The organism is Actinomadura soli (genome assembly GCF_005889715.1).
Taxonomy (GTDB): domain Bacteria; phylum Actinomycetota; class Actinomycetes; order Streptosporangiales; family Streptosporangiaceae; genus Spirillospora; species Spirillospora soli.
The window spans coordinates 1-24,127 of sequence record NZ_VCKW01000009.1 but is presented as its reverse complement, the minus strand read 5'-3'; the positions used below and the strand labels follow the sequence as shown (position 1 = coordinate 24,127).

24 protein-coding genes are annotated in these 24,127 nt (G+C 72.4%); 17 read left to right on the top strand and 7 right to left on the bottom strand.

What is annotated here, in order from left to right; genetic code table 11:
• The first annotated feature begins 156 nt into the window (after nt 1-156).
• The 6 genes from ETD83_RS03215 to ETD83_RS03190 all read left to right on the top strand — a co-directional run bounded on the left by ETD83_RS03215 (nt 157) and on the right by ETD83_RS03190 (nt 6,406).
• Nucleotides 157-2,493, top strand: coding sequence for a polyribonucleotide nucleotidyltransferase (locus tag ETD83_RS03215; RefSeq protein WP_138643548.1), 2,337 nt, complete (start codon nt 157-159; stop codon nt 2,491-2,493).
• Between the two features lie 80 nt (nt 2,494-2,573).
• On the top strand, nt 2,574-3,893 hold the full coding sequence (locus ETD83_RS03210; protein ID WP_138643517.1) for a M16 family metallopeptidase: 1,320 nt from the start codon (nt 2,574-2,576) through the stop codon (nt 3,891-3,893).
• A gap of 35 nt (nt 3,894-3,928) precedes the next feature.
• The gene (locus tag ETD83_RS03205) at nt 3,929-4,342 is read left to right on the top strand and encodes a phage holin family protein (protein WP_138643516.1); all 414 of its coding nucleotides are present in this window, start codon (nt 3,929-3,931) and stop codon (nt 4,340-4,342) included.
• Between the two features lie 16 nt (nt 4,343-4,358).
• A complete protein-coding gene (locus ETD83_RS03200) occupies nt 4,359-5,021 on the top strand; it encodes an FMN-dependent NADH-azoreductase (protein WP_230420642.1) in 663 nt (220 codons plus the stop codon).
• A gap of 35 nt (nt 5,022-5,056) precedes the next feature.
• Nucleotides 5,057-5,800 carry a 4-hydroxy-tetrahydrodipicolinate reductase gene (dapB, locus tag ETD83_RS03195; RefSeq protein WP_138643515.1) on the top strand — a complete coding sequence of 248 codons (744 nt, stop codon included), beginning with the start codon at nt 5,057-5,059 and terminating at the stop codon, nt 5,798-5,800.
• 9 nt (nt 5,801-5,809) lie between these two features.
• A complete protein-coding gene (locus ETD83_RS03190) occupies nt 5,810-6,406 on the top strand; it encodes a Uma2 family endonuclease (RefSeq protein ID WP_138643514.1) in 597 nt (198 codons plus the stop codon).
• 8 nt (nt 6,407-6,414) lie between these two features.
• Here ETD83_RS03190 and ETD83_RS03185 read toward each other — a convergent pair whose 3' ends face one another.
• Complete coding sequence (locus ETD83_RS03185) at nt 6,415-7,290, bottom strand: sigma-70 family RNA polymerase sigma factor (protein WP_138643513.1); 876 nt, start codon at nt 7,288-7,290, stop codon at nt 6,415-6,417.
• Nucleotides 7,291-7,445: 155 nt separating this feature from the next.
• Between ETD83_RS03185 and ETD83_RS03180 the strand changes: the two genes are divergently transcribed.
• On the top strand, nt 7,446-7,955 hold the full coding sequence (locus ETD83_RS03180; RefSeq protein WP_138643512.1) for an SRPBCC domain-containing protein: 510 nt from the start codon (nt 7,446-7,448) through the stop codon (nt 7,953-7,955).
• Between the two features lie 7 nt (nt 7,956-7,962).
• Here ETD83_RS03180 and modA read toward each other — a convergent pair whose 3' ends face one another.
• Nucleotides 7,963-8,742, bottom strand: coding sequence for a molybdate ABC transporter substrate-binding protein (modA, locus tag ETD83_RS03175; protein WP_138643511.1), 780 nt, complete (start codon nt 8,740-8,742; stop codon nt 7,963-7,965).
• A 113-nt stretch (nt 8,743-8,855) separates the two neighbouring features.
• Here modA and ETD83_RS03170 point away from each other — a divergent pair, with 113 nt between their 5' ends.
• Complete coding sequence (locus tag ETD83_RS03170) at nt 8,856-9,548, top strand: uracil-DNA glycosylase (protein ID WP_138643510.1); 693 nt, start codon at nt 8,856-8,858, stop codon at nt 9,546-9,548.
• An 83-nt stretch (nt 9,549-9,631) separates the two neighbouring features.
• Nucleotides 9,632-10,681, top strand: coding sequence for a hypothetical protein (locus ETD83_RS03165; RefSeq protein ID WP_138643509.1), 1,050 nt, complete (start codon nt 9,632-9,634; stop codon nt 10,679-10,681).
• Here ETD83_RS03165 and ETD83_RS03160 read toward each other — a convergent pair.
• Genes ETD83_RS03160 through ETD83_RS03145 form a run of 4 tightly spaced genes read right to left on the bottom strand, consistent with a single transcriptional unit; the run spans nt 10,645 to nt 14,413 of the window.
• Nucleotides 10,645-11,511 carry a 1,4-dihydroxy-2-naphthoate polyprenyltransferase gene (locus ETD83_RS03160; RefSeq protein WP_138643508.1) on the bottom strand — a complete coding sequence of 289 codons (867 nt, stop codon included), beginning with the start codon at nt 11,509-11,511 and terminating at the stop codon, nt 10,645-10,647. The genes ETD83_RS03165 and ETD83_RS03160 overlap by 37 nt on opposite strands.
• A 34-nt stretch (nt 11,512-11,545) precedes the next feature.
• Nucleotides 11,546-13,216, bottom strand: coding sequence for an MFS transporter (locus ETD83_RS03155; RefSeq protein WP_230420641.1), 1,671 nt, complete (start codon nt 13,214-13,216; stop codon nt 11,546-11,548).
• 56 nt (nt 13,217-13,272) lie between these two features.
• Nucleotides 13,273-13,812 carry a GNAT family N-acetyltransferase gene (locus tag ETD83_RS03150; RefSeq protein ID WP_138643507.1) on the bottom strand — a complete coding sequence of 180 codons (540 nt, stop codon included), beginning with the start codon at nt 13,810-13,812 and terminating at the stop codon, nt 13,273-13,275.
• Nucleotides 13,813-13,870: 58 nt separating this feature from the next.
• Nucleotides 13,871-14,413 carry a CGNR zinc finger domain-containing protein gene (locus tag ETD83_RS03145; RefSeq protein WP_138643506.1) on the bottom strand — a complete coding sequence of 181 codons (543 nt, stop codon included), beginning with the start codon at nt 14,411-14,413 and terminating at the stop codon, nt 13,871-13,873.
• A 124-nt stretch (nt 14,414-14,537) separates the two neighbouring features.
• Between ETD83_RS03145 and ETD83_RS03140 the strand changes: the two genes are divergently transcribed.
• Both ETD83_RS03140 and ETD83_RS03135 read left to right on the top strand, forming a co-directional pair.
• On the top strand, nt 14,538-14,837 hold the full coding sequence (locus tag ETD83_RS03140; RefSeq protein ID WP_138643505.1) for a hypothetical protein: 300 nt from the start codon (nt 14,538-14,540) through the stop codon (nt 14,835-14,837).
• Nucleotides 14,834-15,202 carry a VOC family protein gene (locus ETD83_RS03135; protein ID WP_138643504.1) on the top strand — a complete coding sequence of 123 codons (369 nt, stop codon included), beginning with the start codon at nt 14,834-14,836 and terminating at the stop codon, nt 15,200-15,202. Before ETD83_RS03140 ends, ETD83_RS03135 begins: the two co-directional genes overlap by 4 nt.
• Here the strand turns inward: ETD83_RS03135 and ETD83_RS03130 are convergent.
• Nucleotides 15,191-16,582 (bottom strand): aminotransferase-like domain-containing protein, encoded by a 1,392-nt coding sequence (locus ETD83_RS03130; protein ID WP_138643503.1) that lies wholly within the window; start codon nt 16,580-16,582, stop codon nt 15,191-15,193. The genes ETD83_RS03135 and ETD83_RS03130 overlap by 12 nt on opposite strands.
• Between ETD83_RS03130 and ETD83_RS03125 the strand changes: the two genes are divergently transcribed.
• From ETD83_RS03125 to ETD83_RS03100, 6 genes are all read left to right on the top strand, one after another.
• The gene (locus tag ETD83_RS03125; protein WP_138643502.1) at nt 16,581-17,573 is read left to right on the top strand and encodes a DMT family transporter; all 993 of its coding nucleotides are present in this window, start codon (nt 16,581-16,583) and stop codon (nt 17,571-17,573) included. The two genes, ETD83_RS03130 and ETD83_RS03125, sit on opposite strands and share 2 nt — an antisense overlap.
• 16 nt (nt 17,574-17,589) lie before the next feature.
• A complete protein-coding gene (locus ETD83_RS03120; protein WP_138643501.1) occupies nt 17,590-18,615 on the top strand; it encodes a hypothetical protein in 1,026 nt (341 codons plus the stop codon).
• Between the two features lie 436 nt (nt 18,616-19,051).
• A complete protein-coding gene (locus tag ETD83_RS03115; protein ID WP_230420640.1) occupies nt 19,052-20,107 on the top strand; it encodes a glycoside hydrolase family 18 protein in 1,056 nt (351 codons plus the stop codon).
• Nucleotides 20,108-20,422: 315 nt separating this feature from the next.
• Nucleotides 20,423-21,346: a 4-hydroxy-tetrahydrodipicolinate synthase gene (dapA, locus tag ETD83_RS03110; protein ID WP_138643500.1), complete on the top strand. Its 924-nt coding sequence runs from the start codon at nt 20,423-20,425 to the stop codon at nt 21,344-21,346.
• A complete protein-coding gene (locus tag ETD83_RS03105) occupies nt 21,343-23,028 on the top strand; it encodes a ribonuclease J (protein ID WP_138643499.1) in 1,686 nt (561 codons plus the stop codon). Before dapA ends, ETD83_RS03105 begins: the two co-directional genes overlap by 4 nt.
• Before the next feature lie 262 nt (nt 23,029-23,290).
• Nucleotides 23,291-24,127, top strand: an 837-nt coding sequence (locus ETD83_RS03100; RefSeq protein WP_230420639.1) for a DNA translocase FtsK 4TM domain-containing protein, incomplete at its 3' end; no start/stop codon positions are given.

Here is a 24,127-nt window from a genome sequence, read left to right as displayed (position 1 = left end):
GTCCTCGGTAGTGGCTTCCGGATCCGTCCCGCCGCATCGGCGGGCTCTCGATCCGGGCGCTTCGATCGAAGACCGGCAGCGTGCACGACCACGGGAAACGGCCGCGAGGACCGATACGGAACCCTGAGGAGGTTTCCCGTGACAGAAGCCGTGCGCATCGATGGCGCGCAGAGCACCGAGGCCGTGATCGACAACGGCACGTTCGGCACCCGGACCATCCGCTTCGAGACGGGCCGGCTGGCCCGCCAGGCGGCCGGCTCCGCCGTCGCCTATCTCGACGACGACACGATGGTCCTGTCGGCGACGACCGCGTCCAAGAAGCCGAAGGAGAACCTCGAGTTCTTCCCGCTGACCGTGGACGTCGAGGAGCGGATGTACGCGGCCGGGCGCATCCCCGGCTCGTTCTTCCGCCGCGAGGGCCGCCCGTCCGAGGACGCGATCCTGACCTGCCGGCTGATCGACCGGCCGCTGCGCCCGTCGTTCGTCAAGGGCCTGCGCAACGAGATCCAGATCGTCGAGACGATCATGGCGCTGCACCCCGACCACCTGTACGACGTCGTCGCGATCAACGCCGCCTCGATGTCCACGCAGCTGGCCGGGCTGCCGTTCTCCGGCCCGATCGGCGGCGTCCGCGTCGCGCTGATCGAGGGCCAGTGGATCGGCTTCCCGACCCATCCCGAGCTCGAGAACGCCACCTTCGACATGGTCGTCGCGGGCCGCGTCCTGGCGGACGGCGACGTCGCGATCATGATGGTGGAGGCCGAGTCCACCCGCGACACGCTGAAGCTCGTCGGCGAGGGCGCCACCGCGCCGACCGAGGAGACCGTCGCGGAGGGCCTCGAGGCGGCCAAGCCGTTCATCAAGGCGCTGTGCAAGGCGCAGAGCGACCTCGCCGCCGTCGCCGCGAAGGAGACCGCCGAGTACCCGATCTTCCTGGACTACCAGGACGACGTGCTCGCCGCCGTCACCGACGCCGTCAGCGAGGACCTCGCGCAGGCGCTCGCGATCGCCGGCAAGCAGGACCGCGAGGCCCGCCTGGACGAGCTCAAGGCCGGTGTCGTGGAGAAGCTCGCCGAGACGTTCGAGGGGCGCGAGAAGGAGATCTCCGCCGCCTACCGCGCCGTCACGAAGAAGCTGGTCCGCGAGCGGGTCATCCGCGACGGGCTCCGCATGGACGGCCGCGGCCTGAAGGACATCCGCCAGCTGACCGCCGAGGCGCACGTGATCCCGCGGGTGCACGGCTCGGCGATCTTCGAGCGGGGCGAGACCCAGATCCTGGGCGTGACGACGCTGAACATGCTCCGCATGGAGCAGATGATCGACACGCTCAACCCGGAGCGCACCAAGCGCTACATGCACAACTACAACTTCCCGCCGTACTCCACCGGCGAGACCGGCCGCGTCGGGTCGCCGAAGCGCCGCGAGATCGGGCACGGCGCCCTCGCCGAGCGCGCCCTCATCCCGGTGCTGCCGAGCCGCGAGGAGTTCCCGTACGCGATCCGGCAGGTGTCGGAGGCGCTCGGGTCGAACGGGTCCACCTCGATGGGCTCGGTCTGCGCGTCCACCATGTCGCTTCTGGACGCGGGCGTCCCGCTGAAGCAGATGGTGGCGGGCATCGCGATGGGCCTGATCAACGAGGGCGACGAGTACGTCACGCTCACCGACATCCTCGGCGCCGAGGACGCCTTCGGCGACATGGACTTCAAGGTCGCCGGCACCCGCGACGTGATCACCGCGCTGCAGCTCGACACCAAGCTCGACGGCATCCCCGCCTCCGTGCTGGCCGCCGCGCTGAAGCAGGCCAAGGGCGCGCGCCTCGCGATCCTGGACGTGATGCAGGAGGCCATCGAGGCGCCCGCCGAGATGAGCCCGTACGCGCCGCGGATCATCACGATCAAGGTCCCGGTCGACAAGATCGGCGAGGTCATCGGCCCCAAGGGCAAGATGATCAACTCGATCCAGGACGACACCGGCGCCGACATCACGATCGAGGACGACGGCACGATCTACGTCGGCGCCACCGACGGCCCGTCCGCCGAGGCCGCCCGGCAGGCGATCAACTCGATCGCGAACCCGCACATGCCGGAGATCGGCGAGCGCTACCTCGGCACCGTCGTCAAGACCACCACGTTCGGCGCGTTCGTGTCGCTGCTGCCCGGCAAGGACGGCCTGCTGCACGTCTCGCAGATCCGCAAGCTGCACGGCGGCGCCCGGATCGAGAACGTCGAGGACGTGATGGGAGTCGGCGAGAAGATCCAGGTGGAGGTCACCGAGATCGACCAGCGCGGCAAGCTGTCGCTGGTGCCGGTCGAGGTGATCGAGCGCGAGGCCGGCGACCGGTCCGAGCCCGGTGACGGGGCCGCCCCCGCCGCGGCGGCCGACGGCGACGGCGACGACGACGGCGAGCGCAGGGAGCGCCGCGACGACGGCGAGCGCCGTCCGCGCCGCCGCCGCACCCGCCGCGGCGACGACTCCGGCCAGCGCAACTCCTGACCTCGGCCCCATGACCGGCCGGCCGGCCCCGCGCGGGCCGGCCGGCCGGTCGCTTTCCCACCACGGAATGTGAGCGACACGTGACCCTGCCGGCGAGGGCGCAGGAGCCCGGCACCACCACCACGATCCACGCCGACGGCTCCGGCGCGGTGCGCCGCACCGTCCTGCCCGGCGGGCTCCGGATCATCACCGAGACGATGCCGACGGTGCGGTCCGCCGCGTTCGGCATCTGGTCGGCGGTCGGCTCCCGCGACGAGGCCCCCGCCGACGCGGGCGCCAGCCACTACCTGGAGCACGTGCTGTTCAAGGGCACCAAACGGCGGTCCGCGCTGGAGATCTCCGCGGCGGTCGACGCGGTCGGCGGCGACCTCAACGCGTTCACCGCCAAGGAGTACACCTGCTACTACGCGCGGGTCCTGGACGCCGACCTCCCCCTCGCCGTTGACGTCGTCTCCGACATGGTCGCGGCGTCGCTGAACCGCCCGGAGGACGTCGAGGCCGAACGCGGCGTGATCCTCGAAGAGATCCACATGCGCGACGACGACCCCGGCGACCTGATCCACGACGAGTTCGCCACCGCGCTGTACGGCGACACCCCGCTCGGACGCCCCATCCTCGGCACCGAGGACTCCATCAGCGCGCTGTCGCGCGACCGCATCCACGGCTACTACCGGCAGCATTACGTCCCGTCCCAGCTGGTGGTCTCGGTGGCGGGCAACATCGACCACGACGAGGTCGTCCGGCTGGTGTCCCGGGCGTTCGCGGAGCACCTGGCGGGCGACGCCGAGCCCGCCCCGCCGCGCCTGGACGGGACGCCCGCGCCGATCGACCCGCGCGACGTCGTGATCGACAAGGACACCGAGCAGGCCCACATCATCCTCGGCGGCGCCGGGGTGTCGCGCACCGACGACCGCCGGTTCGCGCTCGGCGTGCTGAACGCGGCGCTCGGCGGCGGCATGTCGTCCCGCCTGTTCCAGGAGATCCGGGAGAAGCGCGGCCTGGCGTACTCGGTGTACAGCTACACCGCCCAGTACGCCGACTCCGGCATCTTCGGCGTCTACGCGGGCTGCCAGCCCGCCAAGGCCGAGGAGGTCCTGTCCATCTGCCGCGACGAGCTGCGCAAGGCCGCGGGCGCCGGGCTCACCGGCGAGGAGCTGGAGCGCGGCAAGGGGCAGCTCCGCGGCGCGATGGTCCTCGGCCTGGAGGACACCGGCTCCCGCATGAGCCGCATCGGCAAGAGCGAGCTGGTGTACGAGTCGCTGCTGCCCGTGGACGAGGTCCTGGCCCGCATCGAGGCCGTCACCCTGGACGACGTCCGCGCCATCGCGAGCGAGGTCCTCACCGCCCCCCAGGCCCTCACCGTCATCGGCCCGGTCGGCGACCGCGAGTTCGCCGCCTGACGTTAGCCCGTCCATGATCGGGTAGGTCCCGGCGGGTGAAGATCCTCATCAGGCTCGTCATCTCCGCGATCGCGCTGTGGGTCGCCGAGGCCGTGGTGGACGGCGTCGAGCTCACCGCCGGGGACACGGGGGAGCGGGCCCTGACGCTGGTCGCGGTCGCCGCGATCTTCGGCGTCGTGAACGCCGTCCTCAAGCCGGTCATCAAGGTCCTGGGCTGCGCGTTCTACATCCTGACCCTCGGCCTGATCGCCCTGCTGGTGAACGCGGGGCTGCTCATGCTGACGAGCTGGGTCGCGGGCGAGCTGGACCTGCCGTTCCACGTCGAGTGGTTCTGGCCCGCGTTCTGGGGCGCGATCATCATCGGCGTCGTCAGCTGGGCCCTCAACCTGTTCGTCGCCGACGACCAGTTGCCAACCGGACCGAGGTCCGCTAATCTCCGGAGAAGCTAACCGGACTCTAGTCCGCATGTCTTCGGAGAGGATCCCCATGTCCCGCCTGCTGCACATCTCCGCGTCCCCCCGGGGCGAGGCGTCCGAGTCGCTGGCGCTCGCCGGCGCGTTCCTGGACGCCTACCGCGAGACCCACGGCGACCCTGTCGGCAACCATGACCTGGTCGACCACCACGACCTGTGGGACGGCACGCTTCCAGAGTTCGGCCCCGCCGCGGCCGCCGCCAAGATGGCCGTCTTCGCGGGGAACGAGCCGACCGGCGAGCAGGCCGACGCCTGGCGGGCCGCGCGCCGCGTCTTCGACCGTTTCGACTCCTACGACCGCTACCTGTTCAGCGTCCCCATGTGGAACACGAACGTCCCGTACATCCTCAAGCAGTTCATCGACGTCGTCTCCCAGCCCGGCTGGGTCTTCTCCTTCGACCCCGACAAGGGCTACACGGGCCTGCTCAGCGGCAAGAAGGCCGCCGTCCTGTACACCAGCGCCGTGTACGGCGAGGGCCGTCCGCCCGCGTTCGGCGCCGACCACCAGATGCCGTTCCTGGACGGCTGGCTGCGCTGGGCCGGGATCACCGACATCAGCACCGTCGCGTTCCGCCCGAACCTCGCCACCGCCGACGCCGAGACCGGACGCCGCACCGCGCACGCCGAGGCACGCGAACTCGGCAAGCGCTTCTGACGATAGGCTCGGCCCACGCCTACCGGGAGGAACACGTGATCAAGGTCGGGGTGCTGGGCGCGAAGGGGCGCATGGGGGCCGAGGTGTGCCGCGCCGTGCAGGGGGCCGACGACATGGAGCTCGTCGCCGCCGTCGACCAGGACGACGCGCGCGAGGCGCTGACGGCCGCCGAGGTCGTCGTCGACTTCACCCACCCCGGCGTCGTCATGGACAACCTCCAGTGGTGCGTCGAGCACGGCCTGCACGCGGTCGTCGGCACCACCGGGTTCGACCCGTCCCGGCTCGACACGGTCCGCTCCTGGCTGGCCGACGACGCGCCCGGCAACGTCATCATCGCGCCGAACTTCGGCATCGGCGCGGTGCTGATGATGCACTTCGCGCAGAAGGCGGCCCCGTTCTTCGAGTCCGTCGAGATCGTCGAGACGCACCACCCGAACAAGGCGGACGCCCCGTCCGGCACCGCCTACCGCACCGCCGAACTGGTCGCCGCGGCCCGCGCCGAGGCCGGCGTGTCCCCGTCCCCGGACGCCACCACGTCCGAGGTGGACGGGGCGCGCGGCGCCGACGTGGACGGCGTCCGCGTGCACGCCGTCCGCCTCTCCGGCGCCATCGCCCACCAGCAGGTCGTCCTCGGCGGGCACGGCGAGCTGTTCACCATCCGCCACGACTCGATGAACCGCGCGTCCTTCATGCCGGGCGTCCTCCTCGCCGTCCGCCGCATCCCCGGCCTCGACCGCCTCACCCTCGGCATCGAGTCCCTCCTCGGCCTGGAACCCTAGGATGCGAACGTGAGCACCCTGCCGGCGTGGACGTCCGATCCCGAGTCGCTGACGCTCACCGAATCCGCGTACGACGCACTTCCCGATCAGGTTCGCAAGCTGGTCGAGGTCATCGACGGGAACATCATCCTGTGCCAGAGCGGCACCGCCGAGCACAGCGACGTGGCGCGGAGACTGGCGAACCGGCTCGAAGCGGCAAAACCGGACGACCCGTGCCTGCGCGTCTCCACGGACATCGACGTCCACTTCGTCAAGCGTCTTCGCAAGGACGGGAAGTTCTCCTTCAGGCGCCCGGACGTCTCGGTCGACAAATGCGTTCCGCGTGGCGCCAAGCTGACCGCGGCCGACACGGTCGCGGTGGTGGAGGTCGTCTCACCGGGGTCGGGTTACACCGACACCGTGGACAAGCTCGCCGAGTACGCCTACGAGGGAATCCCCGTCTACCTCGTGGTCTTCCTGGACGGCGACCTCTACATCAAGACGATCCACGAGTACCGCCTCGATTGGGCGAGCAAGACCTACCGCCTCGTTGAGACGCACGAGGACGAACTGGTGCTCGACCAGCCTTTCCGAGCGACCGTTCCGTTCGCGGAGCTTGACGGCTGAGGTCCGGGTCAGCCGAGGGCGGTGAGGTCCAGGTCCGCCAGGCGGGCGGGGTCGGCGAAGATGTCGATGGCGGCGATCCTGCCGTTCACGATCGTGAAGGACAGGACGGACTTCGCGCGTCCGTCCAGGATGCCGACCACGCCGGCGGTGCCGTTGATCCGCGCGGGCCGCGACTCGCCGCCGCCGTGGCGGAACATGAGCGCCCGGCCGGCCACGGCCTCCGCGCCGTGGACCTCGGTCAGCCCGGTCGGACCGCCGACGTCCGCGCGCAGCACGACATCGGGGTCCAGGACGGCGACGAGGGCCTCGAAGTCGCCGTACTGCGCCGCGGCCTGGAACGCCTCGACGATCTCGCGCTGGCGGGCCGGGTCGCGGTCGGGCACGGGCGCGGAGCCGCGCACCCGGCGGCGGGCCCGGCTGGCGAGCTGGCGTGCGGCGGCGGGGGAGCGTCCGATGATCGGGGCGATGTCCTCGAACGGGACGGCGAACGTGTCGTGCAGGACGAAGGCGAGCCGCTCTGCGGGCGTGAGCGACTGGAGGACCACCAGCAGCGCCAGCCCGACCGAGTCGGCCAGCAGCGCCTCGTGCTCGGGATCGGCGCCGGACGCCGGGCCGATGACGGGGTCCGGGAGGCGTTCCTCCAGCGGGTCCTCGCGGCGCGCGGTGCGGGAGCGCAGCATGTCGAGGCACACGCGCCCGACGACGGTGGTCAGCCAGCCGCCGAGGTTCTCGATGGCGTCGGCGTCGGAGCGGCTGAGCCGGAACCACGATTCCTGGACGGCGTCGTCCGCCTCCGCGAGTGAACCGAGCATCCGGTAGGCGACCGCCCTGAGATGCACCCGGTGCTTCTCGAACTCACCGGCCAGGAACTCGCGCTCGTCCATCCCATCCCCCTCGTCAGCCATGTTCACAGCACTGACGGAACCCGCCGGGGAGATGTGACACGGGCCGCCGGAACCTCCCGAGGAGGCGGGGCTTGCCAAAGCTAATGATGTTAGCTAGCTTATTGGCTAATGAGATTAGCCAACTGGAGGCCGTCATGATCCGCCGAGTCGCCGTCACCGCCCTCGCCCTTCCGCTCGCCATCGCCGGCGGGATGCTCGCCTGGGGCGAGCTCGCACCGCACGAGGTCAGCAGCACCATCGAGATCTCCGCGTCCGCCGACGAGGTCTACGGGATCGTCACCGACTTCGACGGCTTCCCGCAGTGGAACCCGTTCATCGTCAGGGCCGAGGGCGCGCCGAAGGAGGGCGCGCGGCTCCACAACGTCCTGCGCGACTCGGGCGGCGGCACCATGGCGTTCGCCCCGAAGGTCCTCAAGGCCGAGCCCGGCCGCGAGCTGCGCTGGATCGGGCGCCTGTGGATGCCGGGGATCGTGGACGGCGAGCACTACTTCCGGATCGAGCCCGCCGGGAACGGGCGCGTCCGGCTCATCCAGGGCGAGCGCTTCTCCGGGGCCCTCGTCCCGGTCGCGGGCGGGCAGCTCGACATGGAGGACGAGTTCGCCGCGATGAACGCCGCCGTCAAGGCTCGTGCCGAGGCCGCCTGAGCGCCGCTCACCGCGGGGCGGGCGGGGTGGCGAAGCCGTACTTGTTGAACAGCTTCCGCGCGGACGGGCCGGTCAGCCACGACACGAATGTGCTCGCGGCCTCCTCGTGGTCGCCGTCCCGGACGGCCGCCGCGTGGAAGGCGGCGGTGACGTTCACGTCCGCCGGGATGGGGACGCTGCTTGCGGCGATGCCCGCCGAGCGCAGGTCGGTGACGTAGACGAGCCCCGCGTCCGCCTCGCCGGAGCGCACCCGGTCCAGGACGGCCCGCGCGCTGATCTCCTCCGACCTCCACCGGACGGACAGCCCCGCCTTCGCGAACACCTGGCGGGTGTAGCGGCCCACCGGGACCGTCCCGGCGCCGACCACCACCCGCAGCCCCGGCCGCGTCAGGTCGCCGAGCCCGCGGACGCGCCGGGGGTTGCCGGGGCCGACGGCGATGGTCAGCGAGGTGCGCGCGACGATCCGCGGCCGTTCCGCCAGGTACTCGGCGGCCTCGTCCATGCCGGCCTTGTCCGCCGCCACCAGCACGTCGGCCGGGTCGTGGCCGGACAGCCGGTCGGCCATGTCGGGCGCGGCGGCGAACTCGAACCGGAGCCTCACGTTCGGGTCCACCTGGGCGTACGCCGCGCCGAGCTCGTCGGACACCTCCGTCAGCGAGGTGGCGGTCAGGACGGTGAGCGTCGCCGGTCCGGACGAGCCGCCGCAGCCCGCGCCGAGGCCGGGGACGGCGAGCGCGACGAGCAGGGCGGACACGCGGAACCGCCGCCGACGGGGGGAATCGGGCATATGGCTTCATCCTAGGGTTGCGGCGGGTGCGCTCCCGGGATTCGGCCCTGGCGTGTCAGTGCCGCGCACTAATGTGAGCCGCGACTGGAGATCACGTCCCCGGAGGCCCGACGATGTCCCTCGACCTGATGGAAATGCTGCCCGGCGACTGGCGGGAGCGGCTCGACCCGCTGCTCGACCCGCTCGCCACCGCCGCGCTGGGAGCGTTCGTCGCGGGGGAGTACGCCGCCCAGACCGTCTACCCGCCGCGCGACGACCTGTTCAGCGCGTTCCGGCACTGCCCGTTCGACGGCGCCCGCGTCCTGATCCTCGGCCAGGACCCGTACCACGGGCCCGGCCAGGCGCACGGGCTCAGCTTCAGCGTCCGCGACGGCGTGCGGCTGCCGCCCTCGCTGCGCAACATCTACAAGGAGCTGGCGACCGACCTTGAGGTGCCGGTCGCGACGTCCGGCGACCTCACCCGCTGGGCCGACCAGGGGGTGCTGCTGCTGAACGCGGTGCTGACCGTCCGCGCCGGTGAGGCGGGGTCGCACGCGGGCAAGGGCTGGGAAGACTTCACCGACGCCGCGATCCGCGCGCTGAACGACAAGTCCGACCGCGTGGTGTTCGTGCTCTGGGGCGCCTACGCCCGCAAGAAGGCCCGGCTCATCACCGGCGCGCAGCACACCGTGATCGAGTCGGCGCACCCGAGCCCGCTCAGCGCCAAGAAGTTCTTCGGGACGCGGCCGTTCAGCGCCGTGAACAAGGCCCTCGTGGACGCCGGCCTCCCCGAGATCAGCTGGGGGGCGGCCGCGCACGCCGGCTGATTCACCCCTGCGGGGGAAGGGCGGGGGCGGTTTCACCCGGTGGCGGGAAGTGGCACGAGGGCCGTTCGCGCCATCGTCGGGGCATGACCGTTTCAGTTCTCACCGGGAGGGCGCCCGTCACGGGCGCCGGGCCGGGGCGGCTCCGGCTGGGCGTGTGCGCGGCGACCGTCGCGGCGTGCGTCCCCTACCTCAGTCTCAAGATCGCGTGGTTGTCCGGCAGCACGGTCGGGTGGAACGACGCGGACGCGGCCAAAGACTCAGCCCTCTTCGTGGGCAACGCGATCACGATGGGCATGGACGCGATCGCCGTGCTGGTCGTCCTGGCGTTCACGTTCCGCTGGGGCCTGCGCGTCCCGGCGTGGCTGGTGCTGACCCCGATGTGGATCGGCGCCGGGCTGCTCGCGCCGATCGCCCTCGCCGTCCCGCTCGGCTCCCTCGTGCAGACGCTGTTCACGTCCGAGCCGCTCACCACGTCCGACGACGCGATCCAGGGCTGGGTGTACGGCGTCGTGTACGCGGGCTTCACGCTGCAGGGGATCGGGCTGCTCACCGCCTTCGTCCTGCACGCGCGCGAAAGGTGGCCGGACGTTTTCACAGCCCGCACCAACGAGGTCGCAAGGGGCGCGACGCATGCGCTGCAAGTGCTCCTGGCGCGCACGGCGGGGGTGTTCGCCGTCGTCTTCGCGGCGGTGCAGTTCTACTGGGCGTTCGGCGGCACGGCCGGGATCCGCGCCGAGGACCTCGACCAGCGGGGCGCGGTCCAGCAGCTGGCCGACGGTGTGATGGGCCTGATGGCGCTCGGGGGCGCGGTGGCGCTGCTCGCGATCGTGCGGCGCGCCGGCCGTCCGGAGCGGTTCGCGGTGCCGCTGGCGGGCGCGTGGATCGGCGCGGGCGCCGCGTTCGCCTGGTCGTTCTACCGGCTCATCACGCTGCTCAGCCAGCCGGAGTTCCTCGACTCGGGGTCGTCGAGCGCGCTCAACCTGACGACGCTCTGCGGGCTGCTCGCCGGGCTCCTCATGGGCGTCACCGGCGCTGTCCTGCTCGCCGAGCGGGACGCTCAGCGCCCCGGCCGGGCCGCCGAGCGGGACGCGGACGCTCAGAGCGCGAGCCCGACCGCCAGCAGGACGCCGTAGACGATCTGGAGCCGGCCGGTCTCGCCCAGCACGGGGATCAGGGCGGGGCCGGTCGCCCCGCCCAGCACCTTCTGCGTCGGCGGGAGCGACAGCGGGGCGGCGAGCAGCGCGATCAGCGCCCAGGGATGCGGGGCCGCCAGCACCAGGACGATCATGAACGGCAGCGCGGTGCACGCCGCGTACAGCAGGCGCGTCCAGCGGTCGCCGAGAACGACGGCGAGGGTGCGCTTCCCGGCCTCGCGGTCGGTGGGGATGTCGCGCAGGTTGTTCGCGACGAGCAGCCCGCAGGCCAGCATCCCGATCGGCACCGCCGCCGCCCACGCCTCCCACGGCAGGCCCTCGACCTGCACGTACACCGTCCCGGCGACCGCGACGAGGCCGAAGAAGACGAACACCGACACCTCGCCCAGCGCGCGGTAGCCGTACGGGGCCCTGCCGCCCGTGTAGAACCAGGCCGCGAGGATCGCGAACGCGCCGACGAGCAGCAGCCACCAGGTCGTGACGGCGGCGAGCACGAGCCCGGCGACGGCGGCGGCGAGGAAGCAGCCGAGCGCGGCGGCGAGGACCTGCTTCGGCGGCGCGACCTTCGACCCGACGAGGCGGAGCGGCCCGACGCGGTCCTCGTCGGTGCCGCGGACGCCGTCGCTGTAGTCGTTGGAGTAGTTCACGCCGATCTGCAGGACGAGCGCGACGACCGCGGCGAGCACGGCGCGCCACCAGACCGCACCGCCCTCACCGGAGGCGACGCCGGTGCCGACGACGACGGGGACGAGGGACGCGGGCAGGGTGCGGGGCCGGGAACCGGCGACCCATTGGGAGAGCGTGGCCACAGTTACCGCTCGTTCTCGTGGGGCGACAGGGGGACTATCCCTTCGATTCTTCCCGATGGTGATCACCGCTGGGACGCAGCCGCAGGGATACGGCGAGCCCCAGCGCGAGGATCGCGGCGGTGGTGAGGGCGGCGTGCCTGGTCGCGACGGCGAGGCTCTCGTCGGCGGCGCGGGCCTCGGCGGCCCGCGCGGGCGTGCCGTGCAGCTCGCGTCCGTAGGTCCCGGCGCTCTCGCGCAGGTCGCGGGCGACGGCCGCGCGTTCCTCCGGCGGGAGCGCGGAGCCGGAGAGCCGGTCGGTCATCGCGTGGCCGAGGCTCGTCGCGAACACCGTCCCGATGGCGGCGATGCCGAGCGCCGCGCCGACCTGGCGGGCCGTGGACTGGGTGCCGGACGCCTGCCCCGCCCGCGCCTGCGGGACGTCCGCCAGCGACACGTTCGTCAGCTGCGCCGACGTCAGGCCGAGGCCCAGCCCGTACAGCAGCATCCACGGCGCGAGCCCGAGCCCGCCGGTGGACGCCGACACCGTGACGCCCAGCGCGACGACCGCGCCGACCTCAATCACCATGCCGATCTGCACGACCCGGTGCGCGCCGCGCCTGTTGGCGAGGTTGCCCGCGTACCCGCCGGACAGGAACGCGCCGGCGGCGAGCGGCAGGATCGCGACGCTGATCTCCAGCGGGTTCGTGCCGTGCACGCCGAGCAGGAACAGCGGCAGGACGAACAGCAGCCCCAGCTCGCCGACGTTGATCAGGGCGGACGCGAGGTTCCCGCGGCGGAAGTTCGGGATGCGGAACAGGTCGAGGTCGAGCAGGACGGAGCGCCCGGCCGCCGCCCTGGACCGTTCGACGACGACCAGCGCCGCGAGCAGCACCACGCCCAGCGCCAGCACGACCGGGACAGGCGACAGCCCCGACTCCGGCCAGCCGAACCCGGCCATCGAGAACGGGCGCGTCGCGACCCACCAGCCGTACGTCTGGCCCTCGATGATCCCGCAGACCAGCGCGCCGAGCCCCAGCGTGGACAGCAGCCCGCCCAGCCAGTCGACGTCGCGCCGCGCCCCCGCGCGGCGCGCGGAGGCGGGCGGCGGCTGCCGGGTCTCGGGCATCAGCCACAGCGCGCCGGCGATCAGCGCGGCGCCGAGCGGCAGGTTGATCCCGAACGCCCAGCGCCAGCCGCCGCCGGTGGCGAGCGCGCCGCCGGCGAGGGGCCCGAGCGCCGCCATGCCGCTGATCATCGAGCCCCAGATCCCGAACGCGACGGCGCGCTCCCGCCCGGTGAACACGGCGTTCACCGTCGACAGCGTCGTCGGCAGGACCATCGAGGCCCCGACGCCCTGGAGCGCGCGTGCGCCGATCAGCGCCGAGCCGTCGCTCGCGAGCGCGGCGCCGACGCTCGCCGCCGCGAACACCGCCACGCCGAGCACGAACATCCGGCGCCGCCCGAACAGGTCGCCCGCCCGGCCGAAAGGGATCAGCAGCGCGGCGAACACCAGCGCGTAGACCGAGGTGACCCATTCGGCGTCGGTGGTCGTCAGGCCCAGGTCGGTGACGATCCTCGGCAGCAGGACGCCGACGATCGTGGCGTCCACCACGATCAGCGAGACGCCCAGGCTGATGACGGCCATGCCGAGCCAGCGGCGGCGTCCGGCGGCGGGCTCCGCGGGCACGGGCGCGCGCGGCGGCGTCAGGAAGGTGGACTCGGGCACGGCTTCAAAGATATGGCCGGGGCGGTCGAGGTCCGCACCGCCCCCTGGGGAACAGGTCAGCCGCTGATGTCGGTGTGCAGGCGGATCTGCCGGACGGGCTCGCCCATGTCGAGCGTCCGGGCCGTGCCGTCCGGGGCCCAGCCGGCCGAGCCGAGGAACGTGCGCGTGACCTCGTCGTCCTCGAACGTCCACGTGGTCAGGGTGGCGAAGCCGTCCTCGCGGAGCAGGTCGGCGGTCGCGGCGAGCAGCCGGCTGCCGTGCCCGGCGCGGGCGTGCGGCGGGTCGACCAGCAGGGTGATCAGCTCGGCGGTGCCGGCGGGGTCGAGATCCGGATCCTCGGCCGGGGCGTGCGCCGCGAACCCGACGACCAGGTCGGACGCCACGGCGACGAGCAGCCGGTGCCGCGGGCTCGGCGGCGCCGTGGCCGCCTCCGTCCACTTGTCGCGCCACACCTCCAGCGCGGCGGGCCCGGTCACCTCGGCGAGGACGGCGGCGGGCAGCAGGTCGCGGTAGCCCTGCCGCCAGGCGCGCACCTGGATGTCGGCGACGGCGGCGGCGTCCGCGCGCCGGGCGGGCCGCACTCCGACATCGGCCATGGCGTGGCACGTCCTCTCCGTCCGGGATCATCGCCCACCCTAGGCCCCCGGGACGCGGTCAGGCCCGGCGGCGGGCCCGGTAGGCGCGGGTCTTGGTGCGGTTCCCGCAGACGCTCATCGAGCACCAGGCGCGGGACCGGTTCTTGGAGGTGTCCAGGAACGCCCAGCGGCAGGTGTCCTCCTGGCAGACCTTCAGCCGGGGCCAGGTCCCGGCGGCGACCGAGTCCATGATCGCGGCGGCGAGGCGGGCCAGGCCGGCGGCGGCCGTGCCGGGCGGGTCGAGCGGGACGAGCCGCGGCCGCCCCTCGGTGAGCGTGACGCGCAGGGGCAGGGCGGCGAGGGCGTCGTCCAGGTCGTCCGGGAAGTCGGCGCCCCGGGGCCCGTGGTGCGCGGACATGGCCTCGCGGAGGCCCTCCCTGAGGGCGATCCCGGTGACCAGGTCGGTGCCGGACGCCCGCGCGCCCTCGGGGACGAGCCCGCGCCCGGCCAGCCACGCGGCGAGCCGTCCGGGCGTCATCAGCTCGTCCTCGGCGGCCTCGACGTTGAGCGTGTTGACGAAGTCCCTGAGCAGCGGCGCGGGGTCGTCCTGAGACTCGGCCATCACCTCTCCTGCCTGTTCGCGCGCAGTCTACCAACCTGCGACACTGGCATTCCCATTTTACTGGTTGCATGTCCGCGACACCAGCGTTAGTGTTTAGACGGTGTCAACCAATGGGAGGACGATCATGAAGGCGCTGCCGTACCTCGCCGGGACGGCCACGCGGCACGCATGGGCGGAGCGTGAGTACGCCCGGCTCCAGGCCGACATCGTCGAAGCGACCCTCGCCGCCCGCGCACGGTCGATCGAACGCGCCCGGCGGGTCCGCAGGTGGCTGGTCGGCGGGGTACCCGACCGGATCGGCGCCCAGCGGCACCGGCGGCACCCGGCGCCGCCGGCGGCCGGCTGCAGGCGGGCCGCCGCCCGCTCCGCCCGCTCGGCGCGCATCCTGCGGACGGCCGAGGGAGCGCCCGGAGGGGTGCGATGAGCGGCATCACCCCGACCGTGACCACGGTCGTGTTCGACTGCGCCGACCTGGACGCCATGGCCGCCTTCTGGGGCGGGCTGCTCGGCATGAAGACGACCTCGCGCGAGGACGACTGGCTCGACCTGGAGCCGCTCGCCGGCGACGGCCCGGTGCTCGCGTTCCAGCTCGTCCCCGAGACCAAGGCGACCAAGAACCGGGTGCACCTCGACCTGGACGTCCCCGACATCCACGCGGCGGGGGAGCGGGCGCGGCGGCTCGGCGCGACGCCCGCGGGCGAGCCGATGGGGAACCCGCGGACCCCCTTCCAGGTCTGGCGCGACCCGGAGGGTAACGAATTCTGCTTCTGTACCGCTTCAGAAATGTAGGACGGTGCTGAGCCGGCGGACGCCCTCCGCCAGTTCCGGCTCCGAGGCCGCCGTCCCGTAGCTGATTCGCAGGTACGGGGCGGGGGCCTCGGCGGGGAAGAAGGGCCGCCCTGCGCTGACCAGCACACCGGCGCGCAGGGCGGCCTCGGCCAGCGCCACGTCGTCCACGCCGTCCGGGAGCCGCGCCCACAGGTGCAGGCTGCCGCCCGGACGGTTCACGCCCAGTTCGGGCAGGTCCCGGGCGAACGCCGTCAGGATCGCGTCGCGGCGCGACCGCAGCGCCGCGCGGACGGCGCTCAGATGCCGCGGCCAGCCCGGCGAGCTGACCAGTTCGAGCAGCGCCTCCTGCAGCGGCCTGGCCGGGAAGAACTCCTCCACGAGCTGCGTCGCGCGGATCCGCTCGGCGACCGGGCCGCGCGCGATGACCGCCGCGACCCGCAGGCTCGGCGCGGTCGCCTTGGTCAGGGACGCGATGTGCACGACCCGGCCGTCGCCGTCTTGCGCGATCAAGGGCGGCGGGGGCGGGGCGATGCCGAGGTGCCTGGCGAAGTCGTCCTCGATCACGAAGGCGCCGGCCGCCCGCGCCACCTCCAACACCTGCGCGCGCCGCTCGTCGCTCAGCACCGTGCCGGTCGGGTTGTGGAAGGTCGGCTGGCTGTAGAAGGCGCGTGCCCCGGTCATCGCGAACGCCTCGGCGAGCAGGTCGGGACGGACGCCGTCCGCGTCCACCGGCACGGGCACCGGATGCAGCCCGCTCGCCCGCGCGACCGCGAGGACGCCCAGGTACGTCGGCGACTCGACCAGCAGGGGCGCGCCCGGCGGGAGCAGCGCCCGCAGGACCGTCGTGAGCGACTGCTGCCCGCCGCTGGTGATCACCACGTCGGCGGGGGAGACGGCGCCGCCGACCGCCCGGGCGAACCAGGCGCGCAGCTCGGGCATCCCGCCGAGCCGCGGCATCTCCCAGGCGTCCGGGCGCCGGGCCGCCCGCGCCATCGCCGTCGCGAGCGCCCGCGCCGGCTGCAGCGTCGGATGCAGGTAGCCGCCGCTGAGCGCGATCACGCCCTCAGGCGGCGGGGTGAGCAGCCCCGAGACCCCTGCCGCGTCGACGGACCGGTCGCCGAGCGTCACCGCCTGCCAGCCGAGGTCGGCCGGTTCGGCGGCGGTCGCGCGGCGCCCGGCCGCGAACGCGCCGCTGCCCGGCCGCGTCACGACCAGGCCCTCGGCGGCCAGCAGGGCCAGCGCCCGCGACACCGTCACCGGGCTGACCCGGTGCCGCTCGACCAGGCTCCGGCTGGACGGGAGCCGCTCCCCGGCGCTCATCCGGTGGACGTCGGCACGCAGCGAATCGGCAAGCGCCGCAACACTGCTATCGTGTCTCATGAGAACTAAGGATAGCGCTACTGCCCCCGCGCCGATAGCGGGCACCGGCCAGGGACGGGGCCTCTGGCTCGCCGCCATCGGCGTCCTGACCTTCTCCTTCACCATCCCCAGCACGGTCTTCGGGCTGGACGGGCTGAACCCGTACCTCATCGGCGTCGGCCGCGCCGCCGCGGCGAGCGTTCTCGCCGCCGTCGTACTGCTATCGGTGCGGGCGCCCCGCCCCCGCCGCGACCAGCTCGCGGGGTTCGCGGTCGTCGTCGCCGGCGTCATCTTCGGGTTCCCGGTGCTCTCCACGCTCGCGCTCGACAACGGCGCCTCGTCCGCCCACTCGGCCGTCGTGGTCGGGCTGCTGCCCGCCGTCACCGCCGTGTTCGGCGTGCTGCGCGCGGGGGAGCGGCCGTCCGGCGCGTTCTGGCTTGCCGGGGCGGCCGGCGCGGTCTGCGTCACCGGGTTCGCGCTGATCCGCGGCGCGGGCCACGTCACGGCCGCCGACCTGCTGCTGTTCGGCGCGCTGGTCACCTGCGCGGCGGGCTACACCGAGGGCGCGCGGCTCGCCCGTGACATGCCGGGCTGGCGCGTCATCTCCTGGGCGCTCGTGCTCTCCGCGCCGATCACCGTCCCGGTGACGGTCTGGCTCCTCGCGACGACCGATCCCGAGTGGACGGGACGTGCCACCCTCGGCTTCGCCTACGTCGCCGCCTTCTCCGCCTACATCGGCTTCTTCGCCTGGTACGAGGGCCTGGCACGGGCCGGGATCGCGCGCGCCAGCCAGGTCCAGCTCGCCCAGCCCGTCATGACCCTGCTCTGGTCGGGCATCCTCCTCGGCGAGCGGATCGACGCCACGACCGCGCTCGCCGCCGTCGCCGTGCTGGTCTGCGTGGCCCTCACCCAGCGCACCCGCGTCGACCGGTCGCCCGACGGCCTGCGGGACGGTTTGCGGGACGCGCGGCCGTCGCGCACGATGGAGGAAGGGAGCGTCACACATCGATGACTTCCGGGGGGCGTCCATGGACGGCAAGCTGACCGTGCCCGAGGGCGGGTTCTGGCCCGCCCCGGAGATCCCGCAGCCGAACATCTACCCGATGGAGTGGCGGGTCGAGACCGACAAGCTCGCCGCCATCTACGAGAAGTCCAAGCGCGTGGTCTGGAACCCCGCCGACCTGCCCTGGGACGACCTGCGCCCCGGCGACTTCACGCCGGAGCAGCGGCTCGGGATCATGTACTGGTTCGCCGTCCTCGCCAACTTCGACGCCTCCGGGCCCGCCGTCTTCGCCCGCGCCACGATCCACGCGTTCGAGCAGCACGAGGAGGACCCCGTCCGCAAGTGCTTCTTCTCGATCACGCGCGACGAGATGAACCACGAGGAGTGCTGCCAGCGGACCATCGCCAAGCTCTGGCCGGGCGGCCCGCTCGACTGGCGTCCGGAGACCGATCTGGAGAAGGCCGCGCACAACAACATCGGCTGGCTCTACCACAACGGCGGCCGCTACTGGCAGGGCTACAACACCGCCGTCCGCAAGTACTCGCTCGCCGTCCTGTTCACCAGCTTCATGATGGGCGAGATGGCGGCCTCCACCCTCTTCCGCGGCATGGCCACGGGGACCGAGCACCCGGTCTTCGACGAGATGTTCAAGAAGATCGGCCGGGACGAGTCGCGGCACCTGCAGATCTGCATGACCATCCTGGAGAACGAGTGGCCCGGCCTCACCGAGGACGTCAAGGGCCAGATCACCAAGCAGCTCCGCGCCGGGTTCGTGTTCCTGTCGATGATCCTCTGGGAGCCGCCGGACGGCTTCTGGGACCTGCCGCCCTACTTCCTCCCCAACCACCGCGTCCTGATGGACCACGCCCGCGACGCCGGGCTCGGCGTGCTGTCGTTCGAGGAGCAGGCGGAGAACTGGAAGGTCGCCATCGCCCGCGTCCGCGCCATCGTCGAGCGCTGGGGCATCGCGTTCCCGGCGATCCCCGAGCTCGACATCTCCGGGGTCGAGGTCACCATGATCGACCCCGAAGACATCATTCCGGTGTTCTAGTCAGTCCTTGACGATCTGGGCGAGGAGGGTGACGACCCCCACGCCCACCCCGATGGGAATCGCGAACCGCGGAGCGGCGGCGGTCAGTGCCGCCGCGCCGACGGCCACGATGATGATCACTAAGGCGCGTGTGCTGATCAGAGGTCTTGGTTCGGCCCGATCCGGTCGTACTCGCATGTCGGCTCGACCTCCATCCCGGTGGACGGGTGAGATCCGGGCTGCTCCCGCCGGGACTCGCGGCCCTCGTCGGGAACCGTGGGCCCGCGGCGCCGAGCCGCCTGGTCATCACAGGGTTCCCCCGTTGTCAACGGCCGCCGCGCGCGGCGCGCGATCACGTCCAAAGCCTGGTCGTTTCATGGGCGGCGGCTGGGCGGAGCGAGGGCGGAGCGAGAGATGGCGTGTCCGATCTGCCGGTTAGATCCGGGATCATTGCGGGGTGGTGAGAAGCGGACGGGTTCGTGGGGTATCGGGCAGGGTGCTGCGCTGGACGGGCTGGGCCGCCGCCTACGCGCTCGGCCTGGTGGCGCTCGTGCTGGCCGGGGCGTGGGTGTGGTGGCAGCAGGAGCCGCAGGCGCGCGGCACCGAGGCCAACGCGCTGTGGGCGAGGCATCAGTGGGTCGGCGAGCCGCACAGCGACGCCGAGTACCGCGCGCTCGGAGAACTGCTGCGGAGGAACCGCATCACCGACGTGTTCTTCCACACCGGCCCCTTCGAGGCGGACGGGACCGTCCCCGCCCGCAAGTACCGCTACGCCCGGCAGCTGATCGCGGCCGTCCGCGAGTACGCGCCGGGCGTGCGCGCCCAGGCGTACCTCGGGCAGATCCGGATCGTGGACGGCGACGGCCTCATCGAGCTGGACGATCCGGACGTGCGCGCCCAGGTGCTCAAGACCGACGAGGTCTTCCTCGACCTGGGGTTCGACGGCATCCACTACGACTTCGAGCCCATCTACCCCGACGACGCGTCGTTCATGACGCTCATGAAGGCGACCAGCGAGCTGACCCGCTCGCGGGGGAAGCTGCTGTCGGTGGCGCTGGAGCAGCAGACGCTCATGGACGAGGCGCAGCCCTTCTACAAGGCGCTGCTCCCGCGCGGCGGCCGGTACCACCAGCCGCCCCGCCCGACCGAGGAGTTCCTGCGCGACGTCGCCGGGCTCGCCGACCAGGTCGCGATCATGACCTACGACGTGTCGCTGCCGACCGAGGCCCTCGCCGGATGGCACTTCGCCCGCCACACCCGCACCACGCTGGAGCTCATCGGCGACCGCACGACCGTGTTCATGGGCGTCCCCACCTACCGCCCCCTCATGGGCTGGGCGGAGGACCTGCCGGTCGCGCTGCGCGGCGTCCGGCGCGGGATCGACGATCTGAAGCGGCCGCCCAGGCGCCCGTTCGGCGTCGGCGTGTACGCGGACTGGACCACCGGACCGGACGAATGGGCCCACTACCGTTCCGCGTGGCTGCCCCGGACGGCGAAGACCGCCGGCGGCTGAGGCCGTCCGGACCGCTGCGGGCCCGGCGGTCGCGGAACGGTCCCATCCGGCCCGCCGCCGGAATACCCGCACGTCGGGCCGCCCAGGATGACCGCGGGGTCACGTTACGCAACCGAGTCCGGGAAGTGGCCGGACTGACCCCGTAACGTCGCATTTGCGTGCCACGATGTGGAGGTGGAGCCGCCGCCACGCGTACCCCCGAGCGTGTGGCGGCGGCTTCCTCCACGCCGCGTCCGGTAACACCTTCGCACCGCCTCGGATCTCAGCCGGACCTGCGGGTCCACCTGGTACGGCCGGAACGGTACCGTTCGATGCATGGCACCCAGCACAACACCTGACGCTCCGTTCGGGCGGATGCTGACCGCTATGGTCACCCCGTTCCTGCCGGACGGCGGCGTCGACTACGACGGCGCCGCGCGCCTCGCGACCCACCTGGTCGACGAGCGGCGCCACGACGGCCTGGTCGTCAACGGGACGACCGGCGAGTCGCCGACGACGAGCGACGACGAGAAACAGCAGCTTCTGCGCGCGGTCATCGACGCGGTCGGCGACCGCGCCGTGATCGTCGCCGGTGCCGGAACCAACCACACGGAGCACACTCTGAACCTCGCGCGGCAGGCCGAGGCCGCCGGCGCGAACGGGCTGCTCGTGGTGACGCCCTACTACAACAAGCCCCCGCAGGAGGGCCTCATCCGCCACTTCACGGCGGTGGCCGACGCGACGGGCCTGCCGGCCATGCTGTACGACATCCCCGGACGCGCCGGCGTGCCGATCGAGAACGACACGCTGATGCAGCTCGCCGAGCACCCGCGGATCGTCGCCGTCAAGGACGCCAAGGGCGACCTGTTCGGCGCGTCCAGGGTCATGGCGGAGACCGACCTCGTCTGGTACTCGGGCGACGACAACCTGAACCTGCCGTGGCTGTCGGTCGGCGCGGCCGGGTTCGTCAGCGTGGTGGGGCACGTCGTCGGCACCGAGCTGCATGAGATGATCGAGACCTACCGTGCCGGCGAGCACGCGCGGGCGCTGCAGATCCATCGGCGGCTGCTGCCCGTGGTCGCCGCCATCATGACCCGTACGCAGGGCGCCATCGCCGTCAAGGCAGCGCTGAACCTGCTCGGCCTTCCCGGCGGCGGCCCGCTTCGCGCGCCGCTCGTGGAGGCCTCGCCGGAGTTCGCGGCGCGCCTGCGTGAAGACCTCACGATAGGGGGAGTCAAAGTGCCGGAGGTCACCCGGTGAGTCATCCTCACCCGGAGCTCTCGGACCCGCCCGCCCCGCCCGAGGGCGGGCTGCGCATCGTCGCGCTCGGCGGGCTGGGGGAGATCGGCCGCAACATGACGGTGTTCGAGTACGGCGGCCGCCTGCTCGTCGTCGACTGCGGCGTCCTGTTCCCCGAGACCGAGCAACCCGGAATCGATCTGATCCTGCCCGACTTCGAGTACATCAGGGAGCGCCTGGACGACATCGAGGCCGTCATCCTCACGCACGGCCACGAGGACCACATCGGCGCCGTCCCGTACCTCCTGCGCGAGCGCCGCGACGTCCCGCTGGTCGGCTCGCGGCTGACGCTGGCGCTGATCGAGGCCAAGCTGACCGAGCACCGCATCAAACCGGTCACCGACGTGGTGGTGGAGGGCGAGCGGCGGACGTTCGGGCCGTTCGACATCGAGTTCCTCGCCGTCAACCACTCGATCCCGGACGCGCTCGCCCTCGCCATCCGCACGCCCGCCGGGCTCGTCCTGCACACCGGCGACTTCAAGATGGACCAGCTTCCGCTGGACGGCCGGCTCACCGACCTGCCCGGCTTCGCGCGGCTCGGCGCCGAGGGCATCGACCTGCTGATGTCCGACTCGACCAACGCCGAGGTGGCGGGCTTCGTCACCAGCGAGCGCAACATCGGCCCGGTGGTGGACGAGGTGTTCCGCACCGCGCAGGAGCGGCTCATCGTCGCCTGCTTCGCCTCGCACATCCACCGCGTCCAGCAGGTCCTGGACGCCGCCGTCGCCAACGGCCGCAAGGTCTGCTTCGTCGGGCGGTCGATGGTCCGCAACATGGGCGTCGCGCGCGAGCTCGGCTACCTCACCGTCCCGGACGACATCATGGTCGACCAGAAGGACCTGGACGACATCCCCGGCGACCGGCTGGTGCTGGTGTGCACCGGGTCGCAGGGCGAGCCGATGTCGGCGCTGTCGCGGATGGCGAACCGCGACCACTCGATCCGCATCACCGAGCGCGACACGGTGATGCTCGCGTCGTCGCTGATCCCGGGCAACGAGAACGCCGTCAACCGCGTCATCAACGGGCTCACCCGGTGGGGGGCGCGCGTCATCCACAAGGGCAACGCGCTCGTGCACGTGTCCGGGCACGCCTCCGCGGGCGAGCTGCTGTACGTGCTGAACGTGACCAAGCCGGCGAACTTCGTCCCGATCCACGGCGAGTGGCGGCACCTGCGCGCGCACGCCAAGCTCGCGGCGCTCACCGGCGTCCCGGACGAGAACATCGTCATCGCCGAGGACGGCGTCGTCGTCGACCTCGTCGACGGCCGCGCCAAGATCGTCGGCGCCGTGCCCGCAGGCTACGTCTACGTGGACGGCCTGTCGGTCGGCGAGGTCACCGAGACCTCGCTGAAGGACCGGCGCATCCTCGGCGAGGAGGGCTTCGTGTCCATCGTCGTCGGCATCGACTCCACGTCCGGCAAGCTCGTCGCCGGGCCCGAGGTGCACGCCCGCGGCGCCGGGATCATGAACGAGGACTTCGAGGAGATCATCGAGCGGATCGAGGGCGTGCTGCGGGACGCGGCCGGCGACGGCGTCAACGACGTGCACCAGATCGGCCAGCTCATCCGCCGCACCGTCGGCAAGTGGGTCAGCGACAACTACCGCCGCCGCCCGATGATCGTTCCGGTGGTCGTCGAGGTGTAGCCGGAGGTCCGGTACCGGGACGGCGGACGCGCGTCAACACGCCCGTCCGCCATCCCGGGAACCTCTTGGGTCCTTGGTTACTCTCATAACCATGGCCACACGTGCGTCTGGGGGAACGAAAACCTCTTCGCGTGCGGGGGGCAGCACGGCTCGCAAGTCCGCCGGGTCGTCCCCCCGGAAGCGTTCGAGCGGCAGCTCGAAGGGGAACCGCGGCTCGGGCCGTGGGCGCTCCCCGCAGAAGCCCGACCCGATCTCCCAGGCGGTGCTCGGGTTCTTCAAGCTCCTGTTCAAGCTGTACCTGCTCGCGGCGGTCGCGGTCGGGTCGATCTTCCGCGCCTACGGGCACGGCGCCCGCAGCCTCGACCCCGAGCACCGGCGAGACGGGCTCGGGCTCGCGCTGCTCGGCTCGTCGATCGTGCTGGCCTCGGTCACCTGGTTCCGCCCGGACGGCGTCGTCACCATCGCGCTGGAGAAGGTCGTGCGCGGCGGCATCGGCATCATGGCGATGATCCTGCCCATCCTGCTGGCCCTGCTGGCGTGGCGGACGCTTCGCCACCCCGAGCACCACGAGGACACCGGACGCATCGTCATCGGCATGACCGCGCTCGGCGTCGGCGTCCTCGGCATCCTGCACATCGCGGCGGGGGTCCCGTCGCCCGCGAAGGACATGGACGGCGTCCGCGAGTCGGGCGGCGTCATCGGCTGGGTCGTGTCGGCCCCCCTGGACGCGGCGCTGAGCGGGTGGGTGGCCGTCCCGCTGCTGCTGCTCCTGTCCGGGTTCGGCCTCCTGGTCGTCACCGCGACGCCCATCAACCGCGTGCCCGAGCGGGTCTCCGACCTGTGGGCGGTGGCGACGCTGCAGGGCCGCCCGCAGCGCCCGTCCCGCGACGCGAACGAGGGCGAGGGCGACGGCGAGGGCGAGGCGCCGAAGAAGCGCCGCCGCAAGAGGAAGTCCGTCAAGGACGAGGGCGACGAGCTGGAGGTCGGCGAGCACTCCCCGCCCTACGACACGCCCCTGCTGGAGGACGAGCCGAAGAAGGCCGACCGCCGGCAGCGCGACCTGGCCGACGACCTGTTCGAGCCCGACCCGTTCCAGCCG